We start from the raw sequence: 22,190 nt of genomic DNA on the forward strand, positions 1-22,190 counted from the left end.
GGTTTAATGGCAGAGCGGTTTCACCAGCGTCGCGGTGGTGTTGGCCATATTTGGATCGCGGTCGGATTCGACAAAGAATGGCGTAACCACGTTCTTCGCCCGGTTCTGACCGTCCTGATCCAGCACCAGGAAGGTCGAGCAGTAGTAGCGGCTGTCGCCCTGGCTGTAGCGCCAGGTCTTGCCAAATTTGATATTCACATCGCCCTTAGCATCGGCAATCGCCGAGGTCACGGCGTCAGAGGCGCCAAACTTATCGAACAACTTCGCCACGTCCTTCAGGTAGCCGCGTCGGAACTGGGTCTGCACCTGCGCGGCTTCCGCGTCAGTCGCCGCTGATTTTTTCCACTCTCCCTGACGATACTTTGCCGTTTCCGCCGTCAGAGCCTTATCCTCGTCCATCATATAGCTGATGCCTTTCCAGGTGTGGTAGCCGGCGCACGAGGAGAGGGAGGATGCCAGCAGCAGCGCTGCGGCAGCGGGTTTCAAAACGCGATAATTCATTAATGCTTGTCTCTTGTTTTAATGTTTAACGAGAGCGGCAGGCCACTGGTCAAACGGCAGAGGGCGGCTGAAATAGTAGCCCTGCGCCTTGGCGCAGCCCATTGACCGCAGTTTTTCCAGCACCTGCTCGTTCTCAACGCCTTCGGCAATGAGCGGCACGCCAAAACCTTCGGCGATGCGGATCACGGCCGAAATAATCGACGCATTTCGCGGGTTATGTTCCACATCCATGACAAAGTTGCGGTCGATTTTTAAGGTGTCAAACTCCAGCTTGTGCAGCCACGACAGGCTTGAAAAGCCGGAGCCGAAGTCGTCTATCGCTATCGTCACGCCTGCGCTCCTGAGCGTCGACAGCGTCTCTTTAAGTTCCGAGTAGCCGTTGATCATACTGGTTTCAGTAATTTCGATACTGATATTGCGCGTATTCAGGCCATTCGCGGCGATGGTCGAGAGAATGAAACGGCAGAAATCGGGCTGCGAAAGTTCGATATTTGAGACGTTCACGTGCAGCTTAAACATCGCGCTGCATAGCCTGGCGGCAATCCGCCCTCCCAGCTCGCGGCAGGCCTGAGAGAAAATCCAGCGTCCAAGCTGAATAATAAAGCCGGACTCCTCGGCAATCTGAATAAACAGATCCGGGCGTACCATCCCAAGCTCCGGGCTGTTCCAGCGCACCAGGCACTCCGCCTCATCGACCGCTTCCCGGCCAATGGTCACGATGGGCTGATAGACCAGGTAGAGCTCGTTATTCGGGATCGCGCCGTAGAGCTGATTCAGCATCGAGATATTGTTCAGCGCCTGTTCGCGCAGCGACGCGTCATAGAGGCAGCCTTTGGCGCTGTGGCGATGACGGGCAGCCTGGTGGGCAATACTGGCATTGGTCATTGCGGCCTGCAGCGAGCATCCCTCGGCGCAGGTCACAACGCCCACGTAGCCCATGAACACGAAGCGGCTGGTGGCGTATTCGCTTTCGGCCAGTTGCATCAGATTCAGCATGCGGGCGGCGAGGGCATCCATCTGCCGGGTCTCCTTGCCGGGACAGCAGACAATCAGTCGATCGATGGAATCGCGAACCAGAACGGTATCGCCGGGAAACGTGCGGTAGACAAACTGAATAAACGCTTCCAGATAGCGCGCGGCATAGTCGCAGCCGAGATTATTAAAGTTGGTCTGCAGTTTGCTGAGGCTGACCATCGCCATCACGCCGTGAAACTGGCGATCCTCACCGAACTCGGAGATAAGCCCTTTACGGGTAAACAGCCCCGTCTCACTGTCGATGTTGATCTGATCTTCCAGCCGGGCGAAGGCGCTGTCCAGATCCCTTGCCATCCGGTGCAGGGCATTGTCGAGGGTATTGATCTCGTCAAAGGACCAGCCTTCATTATGTTCTATCTTACGGGTGTGGGCGATTTGCGGGGCCTGTTCGGCAATCCGCCGCAGCGGGTTAACAATGACCGATAAGATCCGGTGCGCCAGCAGGCCGCCTATCAGCACCAGCAGGATGACGATAACGATAGTCATCTCCCGATAGCCGCTGACCGCGCCCAGCAGTTCCTGCTTCGATACCAGCACCACCATCCGCCAGCCGCGCAGCTTAACGGCATCGCCGACCTGGATAACTTTGCTGTAGTAGCGGGAGCCGCCGACGTCTATCTGGTGGATGTTGCCTTCACCGGGCGCCAGGTAGCGGGCGGAAGCTTTGACCACCGGCTCGGCGCTGTCCTGCACCAGCGGCAGGCCCGTGCCGCTCTGCTCTGCCAGGCCGTGGCCCGATTCGCCAAGCAGCAGGCGCGGCTCGGAGGCGGCGATGATCTGCTGGCGATCGTTGACCAGATAGATAAGGCTGTGCTGGGTCGCCGTCAGGCTCGCCAGGTAGCGATTAAGCCGGCTGAGGCGCAGATCGCTTGAGACAACGCCCACGTAATGGCCGCGCTTATCGGTCAGCGGCGAGCTGTAGGAGATACTGACGCCGGAGTCGGAGTTTACGTCGCGATAGGCGCTGGTCCATTCGGAGTGGCGGGAGCGGTTAACCTGGCTGAACCAGGGCCTGGCGAAAAGATTATAGTCATCAACGGTGTCCATCACCGGGCTGGTCGAGGAGCCGTCTTTGTAGAACACCAGCTTATTGTCGGTCTCATGATTCTTCTTGATCTGGAAAGTCCAGTTGGTCTCAAGATCCCGCGAGAAGCCAACGTAGTCGCCGTCGATACTGCCGAAAGCGATGGAGCTGAGCAGAGAGTCGCGATTAAAACTCTGGGTCATTATTTTGTAGAGATAATCGCGGATCTGGTAAAAGCTGGCCTCTTTGTCGCTATAATCGAGCGTTTTAACGAAGATGCCGGCAATCGAATTAGCCTGCTCAGGGATGTTCAGGTAGTAATTCAGGGCGTTCCTGACCGCTTCTCCGCGGGTATCGATAATACGCTCGCTCATCACGTTGAGCGTCTGATTTTCGCGATACAGCTGTATATAGAGCACGCCGGCGATCATCAGCAGCGAAAAGCAAAAGAACACCGTGAAGATGGTGGTGCGCAGCGAAATATGAATGCGATTAAGCCATTTCATGCTATTCGCCCTCCGTTGTCAGGGTATTTTTGCCTTTCTTCTTTGAGGCGTAGAGATTAAGGTCGGCCTGATGCAGCGCCAGTTCAACATTGCCGTCGCAGCGCGCCAGCCCCATCGAGATGGAGGGGGTAAAGCTGCCGTCATCCGGCAGCGGGATCTGCAGGCCGTTAATCATCTCCAGCAGGCGTCGGGAAGCCCTCAGCGCGCCCGTTCTGTCGGTTTTGAATAGGAAAATAGAAAATTCATCGCCGCCCATGCGGACCACAAAATCCGATTCGCGCAGATGTGACGTCATCTGGCGGGTGCACTCCTGCAATACCCGATCGCCAAATCCATGTCCCCAGCTGTCGTTGATGGTTTTAAAGTTGTCGATATCTATCGCCAGGATGTAGCAGACTTCCTGGGTGTCGTGCAGCTGTGACAGATAGCGACGGTTATAAACGCCGGTGAGGGGATCAATCATATAATTGCCGCGAAGCCGGCGCAGCGAGTAGAAATAGTAAACGGATTGAATGCTGCGCAGCAGCGCCATTATCGTGGGAATAAGAATCAGTATTAACAGCTGGCGGCTATAAACCTCGCGAGTCTGTTTCATCGCGCTGCGCGCCAGCTGGGGAAACTGATTATTATTCACACCGATATCATCATATAAGGTATGAATATCGCGGTCGCGAGCCTTGAGGTAGATATTTTCAGCAAAATGTTCTTCCTCATACTTTAATGCGCTGCTGATGTCGGCAGCGAATACATGCTTCACATAGCCGGTGTATAAAGAGGTAATGTTCTTTTGATACGTTGCATCGAGGTTATCATGAAGATACATTGCATCGTTGATATGCGTTAAGAACTCTGACTTCAGTATCGAGACACTCAATATATTCTCCATGTCAGCATTCATTTTTTCTATCCGTGAAAAGAACATGGCAAAGCACACCAGGCTGACGACCAGTGTCGTAAAAGTAAGAAGATGATGCAGGCTCGATGCGTAGCCGGGGGTGTCGTTAGATAGCTTCATAAGGTAATGACGTTAAGTAATGGGTTAAAGTTCACTCCCGGCCCGTGCTGCTGCGACACCCGGCATATCGGCCCTCCGGGTCTACCGCCTCCGCAGTTCCCTGAATCGTTGCTCAGCAACATTCACCGCGCTTACCTTAGCAGCGTGAGGCCCAACATTGTATTTATATCGCAAATTACACATTAATCAGAATTAAAATCCATTTATTAATGATTTATAAATAACTAAAGACCAAGAAAATGCACTTTACCAGAATAAAAAATAAAATATTAATTTAACAATCAAACTACACTTACAAAACCTGTTGTCGAGGGCAGTTCAACTGGTCAGAATGAAAAACATACGCTATCCTTTTTGTGCTATACCTTTAATGGAAGGCATAAATAGCTCATCACCATAACAATTATTACCAGTAATGTTCCTATCATTACTTTATACAACCAGCATAATCGTTAGGGCGGTTACTGATGTTAACAATTTAGCCAAGAATATATTCATATAGCGGCCCATAACAGTCGCTATCATTGACGCATGTCAAGCATAGCCACGTTAATTAAAAAAACAGCACGGTATGACTGTCAATATTTCCTGCCCGGTTCGCGGCGAAATACTTACAGATACATATTGATACGTTCCTGCCTTTGCTTTTTAAAAGTATGGAATATAATTACTCTGTCATTATGAATGAGGTTATCACATGAAAATATATCAGGCTCAGCCCCAGGACGTTGATAAAGTTCTGCCGCTCTATCTTGGCTATCGTCGTTTCTATCAGGTTGAAGAAAAACCGGAACAGAGCCGCGATTTTCTGCTGAAACGTCTGCAGTTAAAAGAGTCGATCATTTTCTTCGCAGAATCAGAAGGTAAGGTTGTTGGCTTTACCCAACTTTATCCTCTGTTCTGCTCCCTGGAAATGAAGCGCATCTGGTTACTGTACGATCTGTTCGTTGACGAGTCGGCGCGTAAGCACGGCGTCGCGCAGCAGCTTATCGAACGCGCAGAGCAGCTGGCCAACGAATCCGACTCCGCATTCATTATGCTGGCGACCGCGACCGACAACGTGAAGGCTCAGGCAGTTTATGAGCGTAACGGCTTTGTCCGCGATACCGACTTCTACACCTACAATAAATTCCTGAAATAATCCGCAGGAAACGCCGCGCAGTGTAGCATCCTCACAAAGTATCTCCGATAATTGCGGGATACTTTGTGGGAGGTGTCCGTGCAGGGCGTACCAGAACAGTTCGACGATCCAACAGATTGCGCCAGCTTCCGCCACCTGGAACAGCTTCCGGGTCTGGAACTTTATCACGCCCACATCTCCCGCTACGCTTTTGAACCCCACACCCACGAAGCCTTCGGCATCGGCGCGATCGAAGCCGGCGCAGAGCGCTTTCGCTACCGCGGCGCCCAGCACGTCGCGTCGGTCAACGCCATCGTCACCATGAATCCGGATGAGCTGCACACCGGCGAGGCCGAAACCGAGGGCGGCTGGCGCTACCGGATGATCTACCTGCATCCCGACCTGCTGGAAGAGGTGACCGGCATCCGCCACTGGTGGTTCAGCGACGTGCTGCGCACCGATCCGCGACGCTCGGCGCAGATCTGTCAGCAAATCTACGCGCTCTGGCACAGCGAAGAGCCGCTGGCGCAGCAGGGAATATTGCTGAATTTGATTGATACCTTCCGGCCCTTTGCCTGCCATACGCCGCAGCGTCAGGAAGGCGCGCAGCGCTTTGAGCAGGTTCGCGATTATCTGCACGACAACTATATGCGCAGCATTACCCTCGATGAACTCGCCGCCGTCGCCGCCCTCAGCCCCTTCCATTTCCAGCGGCGCTTCAAGGAGCGCTATCACGTCACGCCGCATCAGATGCTGATGGCTATCCGCCTGTGGCGGGCCAAAGAGTTCCTCACCCAGGGGATGCCCGCCTCCGAGGTGGCCGCCGCTACCGGGCTGGTCGATCAGTCCCACCTTACCCGCGCCTTCAGCCGCCGCTACGGCATTACGCCGGCGCGCTATCAGCGGCAGGTTACCGGCCGCTGATGCGCAAGCTGGTACAAGACAGCGCAGCCGCGGCTTCACTACCCTGATCCTCAATAACCGCGAGGAGCCGGGAATGTTGAGTGGAGTACTGTACGCCCTGCTGGCCGGGCTGATGTGGGGCATGATTTTTGTCGGGCCGCTGCTGGTGCCGGAGTATCCGGCGCTGCTGCAGTCGATGGGACGCTATCTGGCGCTCGGGCTTATCGCCCTGCCGCTGTCCTGGCTTGGCCGCGCCGGGCTGAAGCAGCTCACCGCCCGCGACTGGCTGACGGCCCTGCTGCTGACCCTCGGCGGCAATCTTATCTACTACGTCTGTCTCGCCAGCGCGATACAGCGCGCCGGCGGGCCGGTGGCGACGATGATTATCGGCACGCTGCCGGTGGTGATCCCGGTGTTTGCCAATCTGTTTTACGGCCGCCGGGACGGCAGGCTCCGCTGGCGCGCCATGGCGCCCGCCCTGCTCTGCACTGCCGCCGGCGTTGTCTGCGTCAACATTGCCGAACTGCGGCACGGTCTGCCGGATTTCAGCTGGCTGCGCCACGGCAGCGGGATAGGGCTCGCGGCTCTCGCCGTTGCGTGCTGGGCGTGGTACGCGCTGCGCAACGCCCGCTGGCTGCGGGAACACCCGCAGCAGAACCCGATGATGTGGGCCACCGCCCAGGCGCTGGTTACGCTGCCGGTATCGCTGCTGGGATATAGCGCCGCCTGCCTGTGGCTGGCAAAGACATCGGCAGACTTCCCGCTTCCGCTTGGCCCGCGCCCGCTCTTTTTCACCGCGCTGATGATCGCTATCGCCGTGTGCTGTTCGTGGATCGGCGCCCTGTGCTGGAATATCGCCAGCCAGCGCCTGCCGACCGTTGTCCTCGGCCCGCTGATTGTGTTTGAGACGCTGGCCGGGCTGCTCTACACCTTCCTGCTGCGGCAGCACTTTCCGCCGCCGCTGACGCTCGGCGGCATCGCCCTGCTGATCGCGGGCGTGGTGATGGCCGTACGCGCGAAGCCGCAAAAGCCGGCCCTGCAGGTGCTGCGGGAAGAGGCGGCAAAATAGGCCGCTATCCGGAAGGGGTATTCCCTTATCTTAAAGATGCATTTAAAATGCAATTTATACTTTTCAGATGAGGTAACGGCCATGGCCTTTCGCGATCACACTCTGGGCGAGCTGGCGCTCGCCATCCCCCGCGCTTCCGCGCTGTTTCGTCAGTACGACATGGACTACTGCTGCGGCGGGAAGCAAACCCTGGCGCGCGTCGCCGAACGCAAGGCGCTGGACGTCACCATGCTGGAGGCCGAGCTGGCCCGACTGGCCGAACAGCCGGCCGGCAAAGCGTGGCACGCGCAGCCGCTGGGCGAGATGATCGACCACATTATCGTCCGCTATCACGACAGGCACCGGGAGCAGCTGCCGGAGCTTATCCTGCAGGCCACAAAAGTCGAGCGCGTTCACGCCGACAAGCCCAGCGTCCCGCGCGGGTTGACCAAATACCTCACCGCTCTGCATCAGGAGCTTTCCAGCCATATGATGAAAGAGGAGCAGATCCTGTTTCCGATGATTAAGCAGGGTATGGGAACGCAGGCCGGTGGCCCGATTAGCGTGATGGAGAGCGAACACGACGAGGCCGGCGAGCTGGTGGAAGTGATTAAGCACATCACCGATAACGTCACACCGCCGCCGGAAGCCTGTACAACGTGGAGAGCGATGTATAACGGCATTAACGAGATGATTGACGATCTGATGGAGCACATCAGCCTGGAAAATAATGCGCTTTTCCCGCGCGCGCTGGCGGGAGAAAAGTAAAAAGAGAAGTGGCCCGCGCCGACGCCGGCGCGGGCCATCGGGATTTACTTAGCCAGCCGCTTACGACCGGCAAACAGCCAGCCTGCGCCCAGCACGATAAACCACAGCGGCGTGACGATCAGCGCCTGGCGGGTATCATCCTCCAGCGTCAGCAGCACAATCACGAACACGAAGAAGGCCATGCACGCCCAGCACATCAGCTTGCCGAGCGGCATCTTGTACTTCGAGGCTTCGTGCAGCTGCGGACGATGCTTGCGGTAGGTCAGGTATGAGCAGAGGATGATGGTCCAGACGAACATGAACAGGATCGCCGACACGGTAGTGATCATGGTAAACGCGGCAATCGCGCTCGGATTCACGTAGAGCATCACCACGCCGCCCAGCAGGCAGATGCAGGAGAAGGTCAGGCCTTTAGCCGGCACCGCGCGCTTTGACAGCGTCGCGAAGGCTTTCGGCGCCATCTTATCCTGCGCCAGGCCAAACAGCATGCGGCTGGTGGAGAACACGCCGCTGTTGGCGGAAGAGGCTGCGGAGGTCAGCACCACAAAGTTAATGATGCTCGCCGCTGCCGGCAGGCCCACCAGCACAAACAGCTCAACGAACGGGCTCTTCTCCGGCACCACGGAACTCCACGGCGTCACGGACATAATGACAATCAGCGCGAAGACGTAGAACATAATGATGCGGATAGGGATCGAGTTAATGGCGCGCGGCAGGGATTTCTCCGGATCTTTGGTTTCCGCCGCCGTGGTGCCCACCAGCTCAATGCCGACAAAGGCGAACACCGCGATCTGGAAGCCGGCGAAGAAGCCGCTGATGCCTTTCGGGAACCAGCCGCCGTCGTTCCACAGGTGGGCAAAAGACGCCTCTGTCCCGGACGGTGAAGTAAAGTGCGTCAGTACCATCACCAGGCCAACCACGATCAGGCCAACGATGGCGACGATTTTGATCATCGCAAACCAGAACTCCATCTCACCGAACATCTTCACGGTGGCGAGGTTCAGGCCCAGCAGCAGGACAATCACCGCCAGGGACGCGACCCAGTCCGACAGACCGGGGAACCAGAACTGGGCGTATGAGGTGATGGCCACCACATCGGCCATGCCGGTCACCACCCAGCAGAACCAGTAGGTCCAGCCGGTAAAGTATCCGGCCCAGGGGCCGAGCAGGTCGGCGGCAAAGTCGCTGAACGACTTATACTCCAGATTCGACAGCAGCAGCTCGCCCATAGCGCGCATGACGAAAAACAGCATAAAGCCGATTATCATATAAACGAAGATGATCGACGGCCCGGCGAGGCTGATGGTTTTACCTGAACCCATAAACAGCCCGGTACCGATGGCACCCCCAATGGCAATAAGCTGAATATGGCGGTTGGTGAGATTGCGCCGTAGCGACTGTTCAGCCGCCGGGTCCTCAGACGCGGCAACTTTGACCTGATCTACCATGTGATTTTTCCTGTTGTTCCTGTTGTGTTATTCAGGCTCTGCGGCCTTTTGCGATCCTGTAATAAGGATGCATCGATAGTAGGTAAGAATCGGCGGGATGAATACTATGTTTTAAATATAATGTTAACGTTATGTTTAAAGTGAGTGTTATATCACTATCTCTTCGCGAAACAGCTCACAAAAATACACTCATAGCGTCGTATTGCAACATAAGATGCCACATTTTTCTTTAATCAAACATTTTTTGCTGCAGGAGGGGAGCCTCTCCCGCCTGCGGGAGAGGATTTGACGCGCTTACAGGATTTCGAGCAGTTCCACTTCAAACACCAGCGTGCTGAAAGGCGGAATAGAGGCGCCGGCGCCGCGCTCGCCGTAGGCAAGGTTGTGCGGAATAACCAGCTCCCACTTAGAGCCGACCGGCATCAGGGTCAGGGCTTCAATCCAGCCGCCGATCACGCCGTTGACCGGGAACTCAGCCGGTTCGCCGCGGGCGACGGAGCTGTCGAAGACGGTGCCGTCAATCAGCTTGCCGGTATAGTGAACGCGTACGCGATCGGTACGGGCCGGGATCGGGCCATCGCCCTGGGTCAGAACGCGGAACTGCAGGCCGGATTCGGTGCTGCTCACGCCCTCTTTCTCGCGGTTTTCTTCCAGATACTTAACGCCTTCGGCAGCCATCGCTTCGAAGCGCTCGCGGCGTACCGCGTCGGCACGTTCGTGAATTTCACGCAGGGCGCGGTGCACCACGTCTACCGGTACCTGCGGCTGCTTACCTTCCAGCGCGTCGGCAATACCAGCTACCAGCGCGTCCGGCAGCAGACCCTGCAGGCCGGATTCGCTCAGCTGTTGTCCTACCTGCAGGCCGATGCCGTAGCTGGCCTGGGCTTCAGTGGTGTCAAAAGTCGGGGTTGCCATGCTCTTTCCTTTCATCTGATGTTAATCAGCGGGCAGCATAGCAGTCTCACTGCGGCGGGTAAAACGTTACGGGTAGATAACATCATTTAAACACCGGCGTCGAGGCTGCCTGAAGGATGACGTGTATAAGCAAAATTATGGTTATACTGAGTCACATACAGGGAAACGCGGAGCAGGAGGTAAGCACAATGCCCGGGCGATTCGCTCTACAACCAATGCTGCACAAAATCTGGCATGCCCCGGATAATATTCGCATTCTGGATCCGCTGCCGCTGATGCACCGACGCGGCATTATTATCGGCTTTTTGCTGGTGATAATCGGCTTTCTGCTGCCGGGCGGCGGCGATAGCGCAGATACAACGCAGGTCAGGCGCGAAGCGCAGCTCGATTTGCAGTCCGAGTCGCAGCCGCAGCAGCAGGGAAATCTGCAGCAGCCTCTGCCGCCGATTACCTCGACGCCGACCGTCAGCGATCCGGGCCAGGCGGCACCGGCATCGCCGGAAGTGGTGCAGGAGGGGCAGCCTGATGACCCGATGCCGCAGGCGCAGAATCAGAGTACGCCGTCGGGTATCGATCAGCAGTGGCGCAGCTACCGGCTGGAATCGGGCAAAACGCTGGCGCAGCTGTTCCGCGATCATAACCTGCCCGCCACCGATGCCTACGCCATGTCGCAGGTTGAGGGCTCCGGTAAGCCGCTCAGCTCGCTGCAGGCCGGTCAGATGGTGAAAATCAGGCAGAACGCCAGCGGCGTGGTCACCGGCTTAACCGTTGACGCCGGGGGCCAGCAGGTGCTGTTTACCCGCCAGTCTAACGGCAGCTTTATCCGCGCCAGGTAAAACGGGTAAAAGCGCCTCTCCGCAGGAGAGGCCCCGTTTGCGCCCTCTCCCACAGGGAGAGGGAATTGGCTCTCTCCCCAAAAACAAAAAACGCCGGCGCGAGGCCAGCGTTTTTTCGTCACAGCGGAGTAATTAATTACTCAGCAACAACGTTTACTACCAGTTTAGCGAACACTTCGCTGTGAACCTGGAAGTTCACTTCGTGCTCACCAGTGGTACGCAGAACGCCGTTCGGCAGGCGAACTTCGCTCTTCGCCACTTCAACGCCGGCTGCAGTTACAGCGTCAGCGATGTCGCGGGTACCGATGGAACCGAACAGTTTACCTTCGTCGCCAGATTTAGACGCGATAGTAACGGTTTCCAGGGCGTTGATTTTTTCAGCGCGAGCGTTGGCAGCAGCCAGAACGTCAGCCAGTTTGGCTTCCAGTTCAGCGCGACGTGCTTCGAAGTACTCAACGTTTTTCTTGGTAGCCGGCACAGCTTTGCCCTGCGGAACCAGGAAGTTACGAGCATAGCCCGCTTTAACGTTAACCTGATCGCCGAGGCTACCCAGGTTAGCTACTTTATCAAGCAGAATAACTTGCATTACCTTATCCTCTTAAAGTCGTATTAATGGACCGTGACCGATTACTGATGACGATCAGTGTACGGCAGCAGGGACAGGTAGCGGGCGCGTTTGATAGCGCGAGCCAGCTGACGCTGATATTTTGCACGGGTACCGGTGATACGGCTCGGGACAATCTTACCGCTTTCGGTGATGTAGTTTTTCAGCGTAGCGATATCTTTATAGTCGATCTCTTGTACGCCTTCCGCGGTGAAACGGCAGAACTTGCGACGACGGAAATAACGTGCCATTTGGCTAGTCTCCAGAATCTATCAATTCAATCTGCTCGGCATGCAGCACCATTTTACTCAGGCCATTTCGCGCCTTGTGGCAGGTAATGAACCCGTGAACGGTGAGTTGCGTGCCGACCGTTATACTGTGAGTAACGGCCTGGTTCTCGTGCCCGCTGATTATTACAGGCATCTGACACCACGCCTGCCGGTGAAAACCGGCTTCCTCCTGCACGGAACGGTGCTCAAGCACGAACTGGCAGTGAGGAATTCCTGATGGGCTGACCTTTCGAAGGGGTGCCCTGCACACGGTGCCGGACAGCGCCAGACGGTTGGCCATCAGTAATTACTCTTCAGAATCCCCAGCATCCTCAGTGGTTTCGTTGGCGAAATCTTCACGACGCTCGCGACGCTCGTCTTTCGCTTTAACCATCGGGGAAGCTTCGGTTACAGCGTGTTTGGTACGCATAACCATGCTGCGGATAACGGCATCGTTGAAGCGGAAGTTAGTTTCCAGCTCATCGATCGCTTCCTGCGGCGCTTCAACGTTCATCAGAACGTAGTGGGCTTTGTGCAGTTTGTTGATCGGATAAGCCAGCTGACGGCGACCCCAGTCTTCCAGACGGTGGATCTTGCCTTCTGCACCAGTGATTGCACCGGTGTAGCGCTCGATCATGCCCGGAACCTGTTCGCTCTGGTCAGGATGGACCATAAAAACGATTTCGTAATGACGCATCGAATTGCTCCTTACGGATTATTCAGCCTCCTGTCTGGGTCAGCCGAGGCCCGGGGAGGCAAGGAACGTGTTAAGAGTCGGCTGAAAAATTGACGCGTAATCATACTTACGCTACCTGGCAAATACAAGGTAATTCGCACAAAGCGCCAATCAGCGATAACGCGATGATTTAAAATTAACCAATAAACAACGCGGCAAATTTTTGAACAACAGCATCAGAAATGGTCGCGATTGCCCGTCAGACAAAGGGTTACACTTAATGTCATCACTGAGCCGATTGCAAAAAGGACAGAGCGTCAGCGCAGTCCGGCGATAAGGAGTGAAGACGATGAAACGCATGATAACGGCCCTGCTGGCCGCCCTTCTGTTAAGCAGCAACGCCACGGCGGCGATTAAAATTTCCGCCTCGCAGGCTAAGAATATGGACGACGTCATGAGCCTGGGAGTCATCTATATCAATCATAATATCGCCACCGAGAGCGAAGCCGAGCAGGCGCTCAGCGCGGAAACAGACGCGCGCGGCGCGCGGCTCTATTATCCCATCCTGATGCGCGAGCCGGGCAGCAATGGCCCAATGCACGCCAGTGCGGTGATCTACCGGTAATCTGCGCCCCACGCACGTGGGGCGGTTTTCAATGCAGCGACAGTCTACGCCACTCCTGGCGAAAGAAATACCCCTGAAGCGCATCGGCTGCGCTCCGCAGGCAGATTATATAATCCTCAATGCTCTCGACGCCTTCGACAACGACCATCTTTCCGGCATCGCGATATCGCCTTACCAGCCTGGCAAATACCGCCGCGGATTGACTGAACTGGCGGAACAGGTGGCAGTCGATTTTGACGGCATCAAAAACGAGCCCCGACCGGCTCCACGCATAGAGATGCTCAGGATAGAGATCGTCCAGCCAGACCTGATATTCCTCCGCCGACAGGCGCTTAACGGCGGTAAAAATAGTCTGCTGTTCAATGCTATTGAGCCTCAGCAGACTCCCCGGATCCTGTATCTCGATAATGATTTTCCGGCCCAGTTTCTGAGCCAGGATCTGCTCAACAAAAGCCGCATCGGCGAGCATACTGACCGATAGATTAAGGGTGTAGCGCCCGGATAACGGTAAAACGCTGGCCATCTGTTGGCAAAAAAGCTGCTTTTTACTCTCTTCCGATAGATCCCGGAAGAAATCCTCCGCGGCCACCCCGGCGCTCACTTCACTCAAGACTTCCCGGACGCCGTGGAGCGGCCTGCGTAAAAAATGGATTAATTCCAGTCTGAATCCCGTCACTCTCACCTCTTCAGGCGGAGAAAGCGTTTCCTGAGAAGCCGTCTCAGGGCAATTATCTGTCTGCATGTGTGTTCATTCTTAGGTTAATCATTGGATGAAGAGTCATTGATAGCTCAGCGTCCACGTCCCGCTGGCGGTGAATGCGCCGTAATTCAGCGAGTTGTTTTTTTTCGCCCCGGGCTCTGCTTCAACCCATGCCTGGAAATCCAGCGCCATATCGCCTTTCACGACCTCCTGTCGGGAGGTGCTTTGATTGAGGCGGACCGGCGTGCCGTCATCTTCGCTCAGGCCTATCGCGATGCCCTTTGCGTCACTGCCGCTGCTAAGCGCCAGATGATCGGGCAGTTCAGGATCTTCCGGCCCGCTAAAGATCACCGCCACCGAGCGGAAGACCTCCGGGTTACAGTCAACGAGGCGAATTTGAAATTTTTGTGGGCTGCTGCGCCCTGAGAGATACAGGGACTGCGCCGCAATCTCGCCAAAGTCGACGGCGATCCTGTCACCGCCCGGCGGCAGGCTACAGGCAAGGGCCGTTATCGTGCCGTGAAAATGCATATCACCGCCGATGAGCTCGGTGTTGGCAAAGCAGGCCGCACTGGCGGCCCACAGCGCAATAAAAGTACGATTCACCATCTTCACTGTCCTTACTGAAATTTCGCCACCACCGTCGCCGAGGCTTCAAACTCGCCCTCTTTGACGCTGCCGGCCCCCGCATTGGCCATCGGCGCCGCGGTCAGGTTCCAGTCCCCCTGATTTTTATAGAATCCTTTCATTTCATAGAATTGGTCGGGCACAACGGGTCTGCCGTTCGTATCCTGCAGGAGGATCCCCAGATCGCTGCGCTTCTGGCCATTGCTCAGCGTACCCAGCAGTTGATGATTAAAGCTGGCGGTTCCGGAGGCCGTGGTTGTCTGAATACCTAACTCAATGTTGAGCGCTCCCTGGCTGAAGCTGCCGCCTTCGCACTCCACGTGAATGGGCACCGACTGCTTGTAGTTATTGCCATCAAGCTTGCTTGCCGCGTTGGGCAATGTGCCAAATTCAACGGCGATCTTTTGCCCTTTATTAAAGACGCATCTGTCCGGGACCGTAATCAGGCCGGAGCTGATAATGACGCGTGAGATAGGCGTACTGGGAATGGCCTGACCGCCCAGATCGCCCGCCAGGTCTAACAGCGCCTGCCCGGTGATATTGATGCCGTTAATGATGGGCTTAGTCACAATAAAGACGACTTTGCCTCTTGAGCCGCTTTGCACATTATTAACCCGCGCGACGCTACCGCCCGGGCCGGAAAAGCAAGAATTCTGACGTAACCTATTGGAATAATTGGTGAAAGGAGCCGGAATATATTTATTCACATTCCCGGCGATCCACACGGAGGCTTCAACATCGAGATAATCATTCAGCTTAAAGCGGTTGTTCCCCGACGGCTGCATCGTTGATTTCGTGGTGTAACTGATTGCTTCATTTATAATACTTCCGGAATCACAGTGAAAATTGACCACGTAATTACTGCCAAGATTCCACGTAAACTCCGGTGTTCTCCCGCCGACGCGGTTATTAGCGATATCGAGACTGTTGAGGTCAATATTGTAGACATGCGCTTCGCCCTCGGGCTCGCCCTCCCCCTGAACATAGGCCTGGGCGCTAAAAGCCGCCGTCAGGAGCGCCATCCCCACCAGCCGTTTTATTGACCTTTTCATAAATACTCCAGCTTCAGCCTGATAAGCCCGCGAAACTCGCCGGCGGTGACTTCCCGTCCCGTTGACTCCAGCGCGGCGAGGAAATTGACCGCGTTATCGCCGGGCTTCAGAATCAGCATTCTCTCGGTCTGGTTAAGCGCCACCGGCTTCTCTTTCATCGTCAGAATGCGAATACCTGCGCCCTGCACATCACCGCTGATGCGGGCAAGATCGCGATTGTCCGGGTCGCCCTCGGCCATCAGCGTTATCGATACGCCCTGCTCCACCGTGCTGAGCACAAACTCCGGCGCGGCGCTGGTCTGCCCTGGCGTGTCCTCAAGCGTATGCCCGGCACCTTTGAGGCAGTCGTTAAGATAGAGCGATACCCGTACCGGCCTGCTGCGATCGCCGCTGTGATGAAATGAACGGGCCGAAATTTCGCCCAAATCTACCGTCTGATCGCGGGATGCCATCGCCAGCACGCACGGAGAGACGTAAACCCGGCCGTGGAAATGCACATCGCCGTACTCTCCGGAGACCTTTGTCATATCCCGACGACCGCCGCCCGCCTGCGCGGAACAGGCAACGGCGGCCAGCAGCAGGGCACAAACGCACTTTTTCATTGACGCCTCCTGTGGCCGACTTTATTCAGGCTGCTGATCCATCGGCAGCGCGCGGCAGGTATCGCCGCTGCAGCGGAAGATGAGCTCAGGATGGCCGCCGTAGTCGTTAACAAACATCATGGCGAACTCGCCGACGCCGCCGTCGGTGACCTGAAGATTTTGTGAGGCTTTGGGGGGAACCATGATGCCGGGGAAGGTGGTGAGCTTACCGCCGCCCTGCGCTTCCATTTTACGGCTCAGGCCGATAATGGTGATGTAATAAGGCGTCGGATTATCAACCGACCAGCGTGCCCCCTGCTTGTGGAAAACCAGCTGGTTTTGCCAGACCATCCCCGGATGCTCCGGCATAATCGCCGCCGGGCGATAAAACAGCTTGATGCGCGACTGCATCGCCATCTGCAGCACGTTGGGCTTATCCGGTTTTGGCGGGATCTCGCGCACGTTGAGATAGAAGACGCTCTCGCGATCTTTAGGCAGGGCGTCAATACCATTGGTTTTGGTCACCCTGGCAATCCCCTTCTGCCCGCCGTTAATCCGCTGCAGGGGCGGAAGCACCATCAGCGGCGAGGTTATTTTTTCACCGCTGGCATTCTCCACCCACGACTGGGCGAGAAAGGGCGTATCGGGGCTGGTATTGGTCAGGTTGGCGCTGGCGGACCTGTCCTTTTCATTAATGATAAGCCGGGTTCTGTCGAGAGCGATCCCGGCCCAGGCCTGGTGGGCTACGCCGGTGATCAGCAGGCCGCAGGCGGCCGTCAGCAGCGTGCGCTGCAGAGAAAAATGCGTCGAGTTTTTCATCAATGTATTCATTTAGTTTGTGGTAGTGGCTGGCAGGGCAGCAGAACTTTGCCCTGCGTGTTAACTGTTTTCGGCGTCCGCACCTGGCACTGCCGGCTCCCGTTCCAGGAGAGGGAAAGCATTTCCTCAGGCTTAACGCCCTCCAGCCAGGCTTCACCGTCGTCCATCACCATGCCCACGTTCACGCCGCTGCTGTTGAGGACTTCAGAACCGAACGGCGGTACGCTGCCGTTACCCATCCTCAGCAGGACCATCATTTTTCCGCCGCGGGCGACCGCGAAATGCTGATAGCCGATAGCGCCTTCCGTCAGCGTGCTGGTAGCGATAGCCTTCGTGGCGGCGATGTCTTCATCCATTGCATCGACGTCAATGCGGGTATCAAAACTGTGGTAGCTCACGATGTCGGGGACGACCGCAATGCCGAAGCGGTTGGAGTGCGCCAGCTGGCCGTTGAGCGGTACGTCCGCGACGCCGTCGGTATCCACCATCACCCTGGCGGTATTCATTGACGCCTGGCTGTTGTGCAGCGCGGCGCCGTGACGCGTGGCGGTAAAGCCGCCGCGCACGGTGCCGCCAACCGATACGTAGCGCTCCTGCTCCCAGTTGACGTTGGATTCCAGTTCAGCCATCGAGCTGCGGTGTTTGTAATAGCCATCAAACGCGCCGTGCCCTTCTTCAGACGCACCGGCGCGCAGGCGCCAGCTGTTATTGCTGTCACGGTTATCGGAGTAGGAGGCCATCTGGCTGGTGCGGTCGCCGTTGTTCTGCATCTGATATTCCACGGAGCGGCCGTCGCCCCACGGAATAGAAACAGAGAGCGAAACGCTGTCGTCAGTGCTGCCCTGGTACTCTGAGCGATAGGCGGCAAGGTTAGTGCTGATGCCGCTGATCCCGGCCACGGTGAAGCTGTGGCCGACGGAGAGCCCGTAGCGGTTCTGAGACTGCTGGTCCCAGTAATTCTGGTGGGTGAACGTCAGATAGAGCGTCGTGGCAAGCCGCGGTTCGTCGGCAAAGAACGTTTTATTCGCCGCAACGGTATACATCTGCCGTTCGCGGCCGTCGCTATCATCATTGTCGTACTGCTCTTCAAGAAACTGGGCAAAGGTCCGGTAGCTGCGCTGCGAAAAGCGGTAGCCGGCAAAGCTTATCGTGCTGTGGTAATCATCGAAGGTCTTGGCATAGCTGAGCTTAAAGGAGCGCCCCTGCTGCCGGGATTCATCTTTTACCCGGCTCATCGTCTGGGTGACGTCCGCTGACACGGCGCCAAACCAGCTTAAATCGCGACCGACGCCGAGCGATCCTGCGTTATAGCGGTTACCGGCAATAAATGCCCCGCCGTACAGAGACCAGGCGTTGCTGATCCCCCAGGAGAAATCGCCGCTGTAGAACGCCGGGCCTTCAATATCGTGGCTGTAGCGGGAGGGCCGACCGAACGCATTGTTGTAGCGAACGTAGCCGGGACGCGTCAGATAGGGAATATCGGCCGTGCTGACCTGAAAGGTCTGCACGCTGCCGTCCTGCTCTTCAACGCGCACATCGAGCTGACCGCGGACCGAACTGCGCAAATCTTCGATATTGAACGGCCCGGCCGGAACGGTCGTCTGATAGATGACCCTCCCCTGCTGGCTGATGGTCACTTTGGCGTTACTTTTGGCGATACCGTGAACCTGCGGGGCATATCCCTGCAGGCTGGGCGGCAGCATACGCTCATCGCTGGCAAGGTTGACGCCGGTGAAGCGAACAGAGTCAAACACCTGGGAATCGAGATAAATTTCGCCAACCGTGAGTTTGGCTTCGTGCATCGGCAGCGGGCGATAGGCGTAAAACTGATCCCAATCGAAACGCGCGCTCTGACCGCCGGAGCCGTAGTTCATCTGATACTGGCTGCGAAAGCGCCACGCGCCGACGTTAAACCCCGTTTGGCCGTATCCGGATAAGGTTTGATAGTGGCCACCCTCTTTAAGATAGTGGGTCGCCTGGCCGGAAAGGTTGTAGTCAAAAATGGCCCCGTTGACGCCGTTGTCCCAGCGCTCTGGCGGCGTCCAGTCCGGGTCGGAGTATTTCATCCACGCCTGGGGGATAGTGATATCCAGCACCCCTGCGGCGTTGCTGAAGCGGATGCCGTCAATACCGGAGATATCAAGGCAATCGGGAGCAATCGTGCGGATATGCGGCTGAACTTCATCCTTGAGCGCCAGCAGCGCGAGCTGCTGCGGCGTAAAGCAAACCAGGGTCTTATGTGCATTTTGCGGATCGGCAATGTAGGTAATTTGCTGCTGCGGGATCTCCTGGCCGTTAATGCGGACATCCAGCAAGTAGGTCCCGGGGGCGACAAAGTTGCCTTCGGAAAAACGCTGTAAGTCGACGTTTTGTCTGTCGCTGGCGTCGAGCACGTCGGTATTAAACTCAACGGCATCATCGGCGGCAACGTGAAAGGTTGCGCAGGCAAGAGATATGAGTATCGCCAGTTTATTTTTATTAATTTTTAGCGCTTTCATTATCGTTAGCTAACCTTAACTCCGCTGCGGCCAGCGCAGCTCAGAGATAATTCACCACAAAGTGAACCGCCGCGTTAAAATCCCCGGTTTTAATTCCGCTTCCCGTCGAAACAAGCCATGCGGTGAAGTGCAGGGTATTTGTCCCGGAGTTTAAAACGTAATCAGGGGAGGGTTTACCCAGCTCAAGCAGATTTCCATTGCGATCGAAGATTTCAATGGCCAAATCTTCTTCCTGATTATCTTTTGCCTGGACGCTCAGGAGGTTTTTATTATTGCTGGCAACATCCCCGGAGAAAGTAATGGATGTGCTGTGAAAAACCTTATCAGGGTTTGCAGAGTCGCCTAATGAGCAGCCGAGTAAATGAATACTGAAATTATGTGCAGAAACCTTATCCCGACTTTGGGTAATTTCTCTCGCCGAGATATCGTTAAATTCCACCAGTATTGACTGGTCATCAGGATCGACATAACAGGCCGCCTCAATAAGTTCTCCGCTCATATGCACCTTCCCGGGCGTGGTCACCGATTTATCAGCACTGGCCTTGAAAGAGAATAACGGAGCAAAAAATAGCAGCAGCAAAACTCGCCATTCGAACATTACCGGGCGTCCTGTTAATACTTCAGAAGAACGGGCAGGCGAAAAACCGCCTGCCGTACAGCATTACTGATAATCAATCTGGAAATTGATCGTTGAGGTGAAGGCACCCGGTTTAACTTCACCGCTGGTATCATTTTGCAGATAAGCAACAAAGTCGATATTGGTATTACCTTCCGTGACCTGCACCGGTGAGGTTTTTTCGCCCCAGGTCACATCCTGATTACCGCTATCTACAAGACCAATACCTACACCGCGGGCGGTGTCAGAAACGATGGCGGCCAGAGTCTTCATTGTCGTATCAGTCGTTGATGGGGTATAAGTGACTGTTGCTGATTTTGCAATTGTGGCATCGCAGCCCTGGAGAACTATTTTCGCGTGCTGGGAGCCTACGCGATCGGAAGCCTGCAGCTGGGACGTTGGAATTTCACCAAAATTAACTTTTACCGGGCTGGACTCCGGGGCAAGGCCGCAGGCAGAGCTGACCAGAGAACCGGTAAATTCAATTTTACCATTGGTAGGAGTTAACGTTGATGGCGTACCATCCTCATCCGCATTAGCAAAAGCAGAAACAAAAGTCATACCGGCGATCGCTAAACACGCGGCAGCGATTTTCTTCATTTTCATAGTTGTTTAAACCTGATTATTTGGTTGATATCAACAGTGCCTCTGAAGCATTGTACGTAAGTAATCCTGCCATGGTATTTATCCGCAAGCATGCCACTTATTGCATTCAGAACTTATGTTACTAAATCGATAGCCTTATATCAGCAACACTCTTCCGCACTGCATCGGTAGCTTATGTTACTTAAGTTTTAATGGTATACAACCGTAAATCACGGACCTGAAAAATTCAGTTGAACATTCTAAATAGCACTCCATATTTTAGCTAATAGCTCTGATTCATGATTAATTAAACGAAGTAAATGGTATAAGCGACTACAATTTATTTGTTTTATAGATTTTTTAACTACCATGATGAATTTTATTTAGAATTAACTCGAGGAACAAAAAAGGTCACCTGTTCATATATGAAACATCTGAATAATTTCACTTCCATAAATAGTCTCAGTGAGGTAAAAGACAGCAGATGTTATGATAATCATCGTCAAAATGCTGCATACTCATTAGTGCAGGTTAAGCCGTCACATGATCAGCGTGACTTTTAAACTTATGATATAGAGTGTTCATGGATTTAAGGCATAAAGGAAACGCATGTGCTTTCTCACATTCCAATAGACAATATCAAATCGGTAATCATTGGTGACAACATCATTTTCAGACCGAATAAAAATATACTTCAGGATATAAAAAGTGGTAAAAGCGCCTCGCTCAATAACATCGCCTGCCAGCTTTTTCTCTACTTGTTACAAAATGGTAAAGAAATATCAACACGCGATAATATTCTGCTAAATGTTTTTCAACGTAACGGTGCTCGTGCTACGGATGCTAATCTGAACCAGCATATTTCCTCCATCCGCAAAGCGATAACAACGATCGAGCATTCAGCAGAAATCATTGTTACAACGCCACGCGTTGGGTTTAACATCGTGGAAAACAACATCGTTTTCAATCTGTATCGGGAACAGGAAACAGAAGCAGAATCAGATAAAGCCGGCGTCACGCCCGCTACATCACCAGAAAAATTGGCTAAGATAATAAGCAAGGGAGCGATTATCGTGGCCATGGTACTCTCTGCTTTGGCGGTCGCGGTAAGCTGCTGGTTAACCGAACACCCAGGCCCGCTGCCGATGGGGGAAATATCCATTCTGTCCACCACCAGCTGGCAACAGTGTAAAATTCATATCATGGGTAATGTGAAAACAGACAGTTTCACAGAGAAAAAATCACTGGATATTTTTCAATCCATGGAAAATAAACCAGATTGCTCCACCCAAAAAGATATCTATATAAATATCTGGCAAAGTAGTTATCAACTTATCAACTGGAAGTTCAGTGCTGAATGTGGTTATAACATGGGTTATTACCACTGTCTTTCGAAATATCATTATCATGAAAAATAAC

The 22,190-nt window shown here is 54.8% G+C and carries 24 protein-coding genes; 7 read left to right on the plus strand and 17 right to left on the minus strand.

Going from position 1 to position 22,190, the window contains the following annotated elements:
• Positions 1-3: 3 nt before the first annotated feature.
• The 3 genes from ENGE1_RS09690 to ENGE1_RS09700 are packed head-to-tail and all read right to left on the minus strand — an operon-like array spanning position 4 to position 4,081.
• The gene (locus ENGE1_RS09690) at positions 4-501 is read right to left on the minus strand and encodes a hypothetical protein (RefSeq protein ID WP_048286274.1); all 498 of its coding nucleotides are present in this window, start codon (positions 499-501) and stop codon (positions 4-6) included.
• Positions 502-519: 18 nt separating this feature from the next.
• On the minus strand, positions 520-3,066 hold the full coding sequence (locus ENGE1_RS09695; protein ID WP_048253474.1) for a bifunctional diguanylate cyclase/phosphodiesterase: 2,547 nt from the start codon (positions 3,064-3,066) through the stop codon (positions 520-522).
• 1 nt (position 3,067) lies between these two features.
• A complete protein-coding gene (locus ENGE1_RS09700; RefSeq protein ID WP_080732639.1) occupies positions 3,068-4,081 on the minus strand; it encodes a GGDEF domain-containing protein in 1,014 nt (337 codons plus the stop codon).
• A 697-nt stretch (positions 4,082-4,778) separates the two neighbouring features.
• Between ENGE1_RS09700 and ENGE1_RS09705 the strand changes: the two genes are divergently transcribed.
• The 4 genes from ENGE1_RS09705 to ytfE all read left to right on the plus strand — a co-directional run bounded on the left by ENGE1_RS09705 (position 4,779) and on the right by ytfE (position 7,920).
• Positions 4,779-5,222, plus strand: coding sequence for a GNAT family N-acetyltransferase (locus ENGE1_RS09705; RefSeq protein ID WP_043081881.1), 444 nt, complete (start codon positions 4,779-4,781; stop codon positions 5,220-5,222).
• A gap of 78 nt (positions 5,223-5,300) precedes the next feature.
• The gene (locus tag ENGE1_RS09710; protein WP_045287499.1) at positions 5,301-6,125 is read left to right on the plus strand and encodes an AraC family transcriptional regulator; all 825 of its coding nucleotides are present in this window, start codon (positions 5,301-5,303) and stop codon (positions 6,123-6,125) included.
• Positions 6,126-6,198: 73 nt separating this feature from the next.
• Positions 6,199-7,173, plus strand: coding sequence for a DMT family transporter (locus ENGE1_RS09715; protein ID WP_043081880.1), 975 nt, complete (start codon positions 6,199-6,201; stop codon positions 7,171-7,173).
• Between the two features lie 81 nt (positions 7,174-7,254).
• Positions 7,255-7,920 carry an iron-sulfur cluster repair protein YtfE gene (gene ytfE, locus ENGE1_RS09720; protein WP_048253475.1) on the plus strand — a complete coding sequence of 222 codons (666 nt, stop codon included), beginning with the start codon at positions 7,255-7,257 and terminating at the stop codon, positions 7,918-7,920.
• A gap of 44 nt (positions 7,921-7,964) precedes the next feature.
• Here ytfE and cycA read toward each other — a convergent pair whose 3' ends face one another.
• Complete coding sequence (cycA, locus tag ENGE1_RS09725) at positions 7,965-9,368, minus strand: D-serine/D-alanine/glycine transporter (protein WP_043081878.1); 1,404 nt, start codon at positions 9,366-9,368, stop codon at positions 7,965-7,967.
• A 294-nt stretch (positions 9,369-9,662) separates the two neighbouring features.
• Positions 9,663-10,283, minus strand: coding sequence for an FKBP-type peptidyl-prolyl cis-trans isomerase (gene fklB, locus ENGE1_RS09730; RefSeq protein ID WP_043081877.1), 621 nt, complete (start codon positions 10,281-10,283; stop codon positions 9,663-9,665).
• 188 nt (positions 10,284-10,471) lie between these two features.
• Here fklB and ENGE1_RS09735 point away from each other — a divergent pair, with 188 nt between their 5' ends.
• The gene (locus ENGE1_RS09735; RefSeq protein ID WP_048253476.1) at positions 10,472-11,119 is read left to right on the plus strand and encodes a LysM-like peptidoglycan-binding domain-containing protein; all 648 of its coding nucleotides are present in this window, start codon (positions 10,472-10,474) and stop codon (positions 11,117-11,119) included.
• Positions 11,120-11,255: 136 nt separating this feature from the next.
• Here ENGE1_RS09735 and rplI read toward each other — a convergent pair whose 3' ends face one another.
• The 4 genes from rplI to rpsF are packed head-to-tail and all read right to left on the minus strand — an operon-like array spanning position 11,256 to position 12,689.
• Complete coding sequence (gene rplI / locus ENGE1_RS09740) at positions 11,256-11,705, minus strand: 50S ribosomal protein L9 (protein WP_043081875.1); 450 nt, start codon at positions 11,703-11,705, stop codon at positions 11,256-11,258.
• A gap of 41 nt (positions 11,706-11,746) precedes the next feature.
• Complete coding sequence (gene rpsR / locus ENGE1_RS09745) at positions 11,747-11,974, minus strand: 30S ribosomal protein S18 (protein ID WP_000135199.1); 228 nt, start codon at positions 11,972-11,974, stop codon at positions 11,747-11,749.
• A 4-nt stretch (positions 11,975-11,978) separates the two neighbouring features.
• The gene (gene priB, locus ENGE1_RS09750; RefSeq protein WP_043081874.1) at positions 11,979-12,293 is read right to left on the minus strand and encodes a primosomal replication protein N; all 315 of its coding nucleotides are present in this window, start codon (positions 12,291-12,293) and stop codon (positions 11,979-11,981) included.
• A 6-nt stretch (positions 12,294-12,299) separates the two neighbouring features.
• Positions 12,300-12,689, minus strand: a complete 390-nt coding sequence (rpsF, locus tag ENGE1_RS09755) for a 30S ribosomal protein S6 (RefSeq protein WP_043081873.1) — start codon at positions 12,687-12,689, stop codon at positions 12,300-12,302.
• A 328-nt stretch (positions 12,690-13,017) separates the two neighbouring features.
• Here rpsF and yjfY point away from each other — a divergent pair, with 328 nt between their 5' ends.
• Positions 13,018-13,293 carry a DUF1471 family protein YjfY gene (yjfY, locus tag ENGE1_RS09760; protein ID WP_043081872.1) on the plus strand — a complete coding sequence of 92 codons (276 nt, stop codon included), beginning with the start codon at positions 13,018-13,020 and terminating at the stop codon, positions 13,291-13,293.
• 28 nt (positions 13,294-13,321) lie between these two features.
• Here the strand turns inward: yjfY and ENGE1_RS09765 are convergent, their stop codons facing one another.
• The 8 genes from ENGE1_RS09765 to ENGE1_RS09800 all read right to left on the minus strand — a co-directional run bounded on the left by ENGE1_RS09765 (position 13,322) and on the right by ENGE1_RS09800 (position 20,792).
• A complete protein-coding gene (locus ENGE1_RS09765) occupies positions 13,322-14,035 on the minus strand; it encodes an EAL domain-containing protein (protein ID WP_048253477.1) in 714 nt (237 codons plus the stop codon).
• 36 nt (positions 14,036-14,071) lie between these two features.
• Positions 14,072-14,602: a fimbrial protein gene (locus tag ENGE1_RS09770; RefSeq protein ID WP_048253478.1), complete on the minus strand. Its 531-nt coding sequence runs from the start codon at positions 14,600-14,602 to the stop codon at positions 14,072-14,074.
• A gap of 11 nt (positions 14,603-14,613) precedes the next feature.
• A complete protein-coding gene (locus ENGE1_RS09775) occupies positions 14,614-15,642 on the minus strand; it encodes a fimbrial protein (protein WP_225823469.1) in 1,029 nt (342 codons plus the stop codon).
• Positions 15,643-15,668: 26 nt separating this feature from the next.
• Positions 15,669-16,274, minus strand: coding sequence for a fimbrial protein (locus ENGE1_RS09780; RefSeq protein WP_048253480.1), 606 nt, complete (start codon positions 16,272-16,274; stop codon positions 15,669-15,671).
• Between the two features lie 21 nt (positions 16,275-16,295).
• Positions 16,296-17,072, minus strand: coding sequence for a fimbrial biogenesis chaperone (locus ENGE1_RS09785; protein ID WP_048253481.1), 777 nt, complete (start codon positions 17,070-17,072; stop codon positions 16,296-16,298).
• Between the two features lie 8 nt (positions 17,073-17,080).
• Positions 17,081-19,570: a fimbria/pilus outer membrane usher protein gene (locus ENGE1_RS09790; protein WP_048253482.1), complete on the minus strand. Its 2,490-nt coding sequence runs from the start codon at positions 19,568-19,570 to the stop codon at positions 17,081-17,083.
• 40 nt (positions 19,571-19,610) lie between these two features.
• Positions 19,611-20,168 (minus strand): fimbrial protein, encoded by a 558-nt coding sequence (locus tag ENGE1_RS09795; protein ID WP_048253483.1) that lies wholly within the window; start codon positions 20,166-20,168, stop codon positions 19,611-19,613.
• A gap of 63 nt (positions 20,169-20,231) precedes the next feature.
• Entirely contained in the window at positions 20,232-20,792 is a 561-nt protein-coding gene (locus tag ENGE1_RS09800; RefSeq protein WP_043081866.1) for a fimbrial protein, read from the minus strand.
• A 590-nt stretch (positions 20,793-21,382) separates the two neighbouring features.
• Here ENGE1_RS09800 and ENGE1_RS09805 point away from each other — a divergent pair.
• The gene (locus ENGE1_RS09805) at positions 21,383-22,189 is read left to right on the plus strand and encodes a winged helix-turn-helix domain-containing protein (RefSeq protein WP_048253484.1); all 807 of its coding nucleotides are present in this window, start codon (positions 21,383-21,385) and stop codon (positions 22,187-22,189) included.
• Position 22,190 lies beyond the last annotated feature (1 nt).

It is taken from the genome of Pluralibacter gergoviae ATCC 33028 = NBRC 105706 (assembly GCF_001598855.1).
GTDB lineage: Bacteria > Pseudomonadota > Gammaproteobacteria > Enterobacterales > Enterobacteriaceae > Pluralibacter > Pluralibacter gergoviae.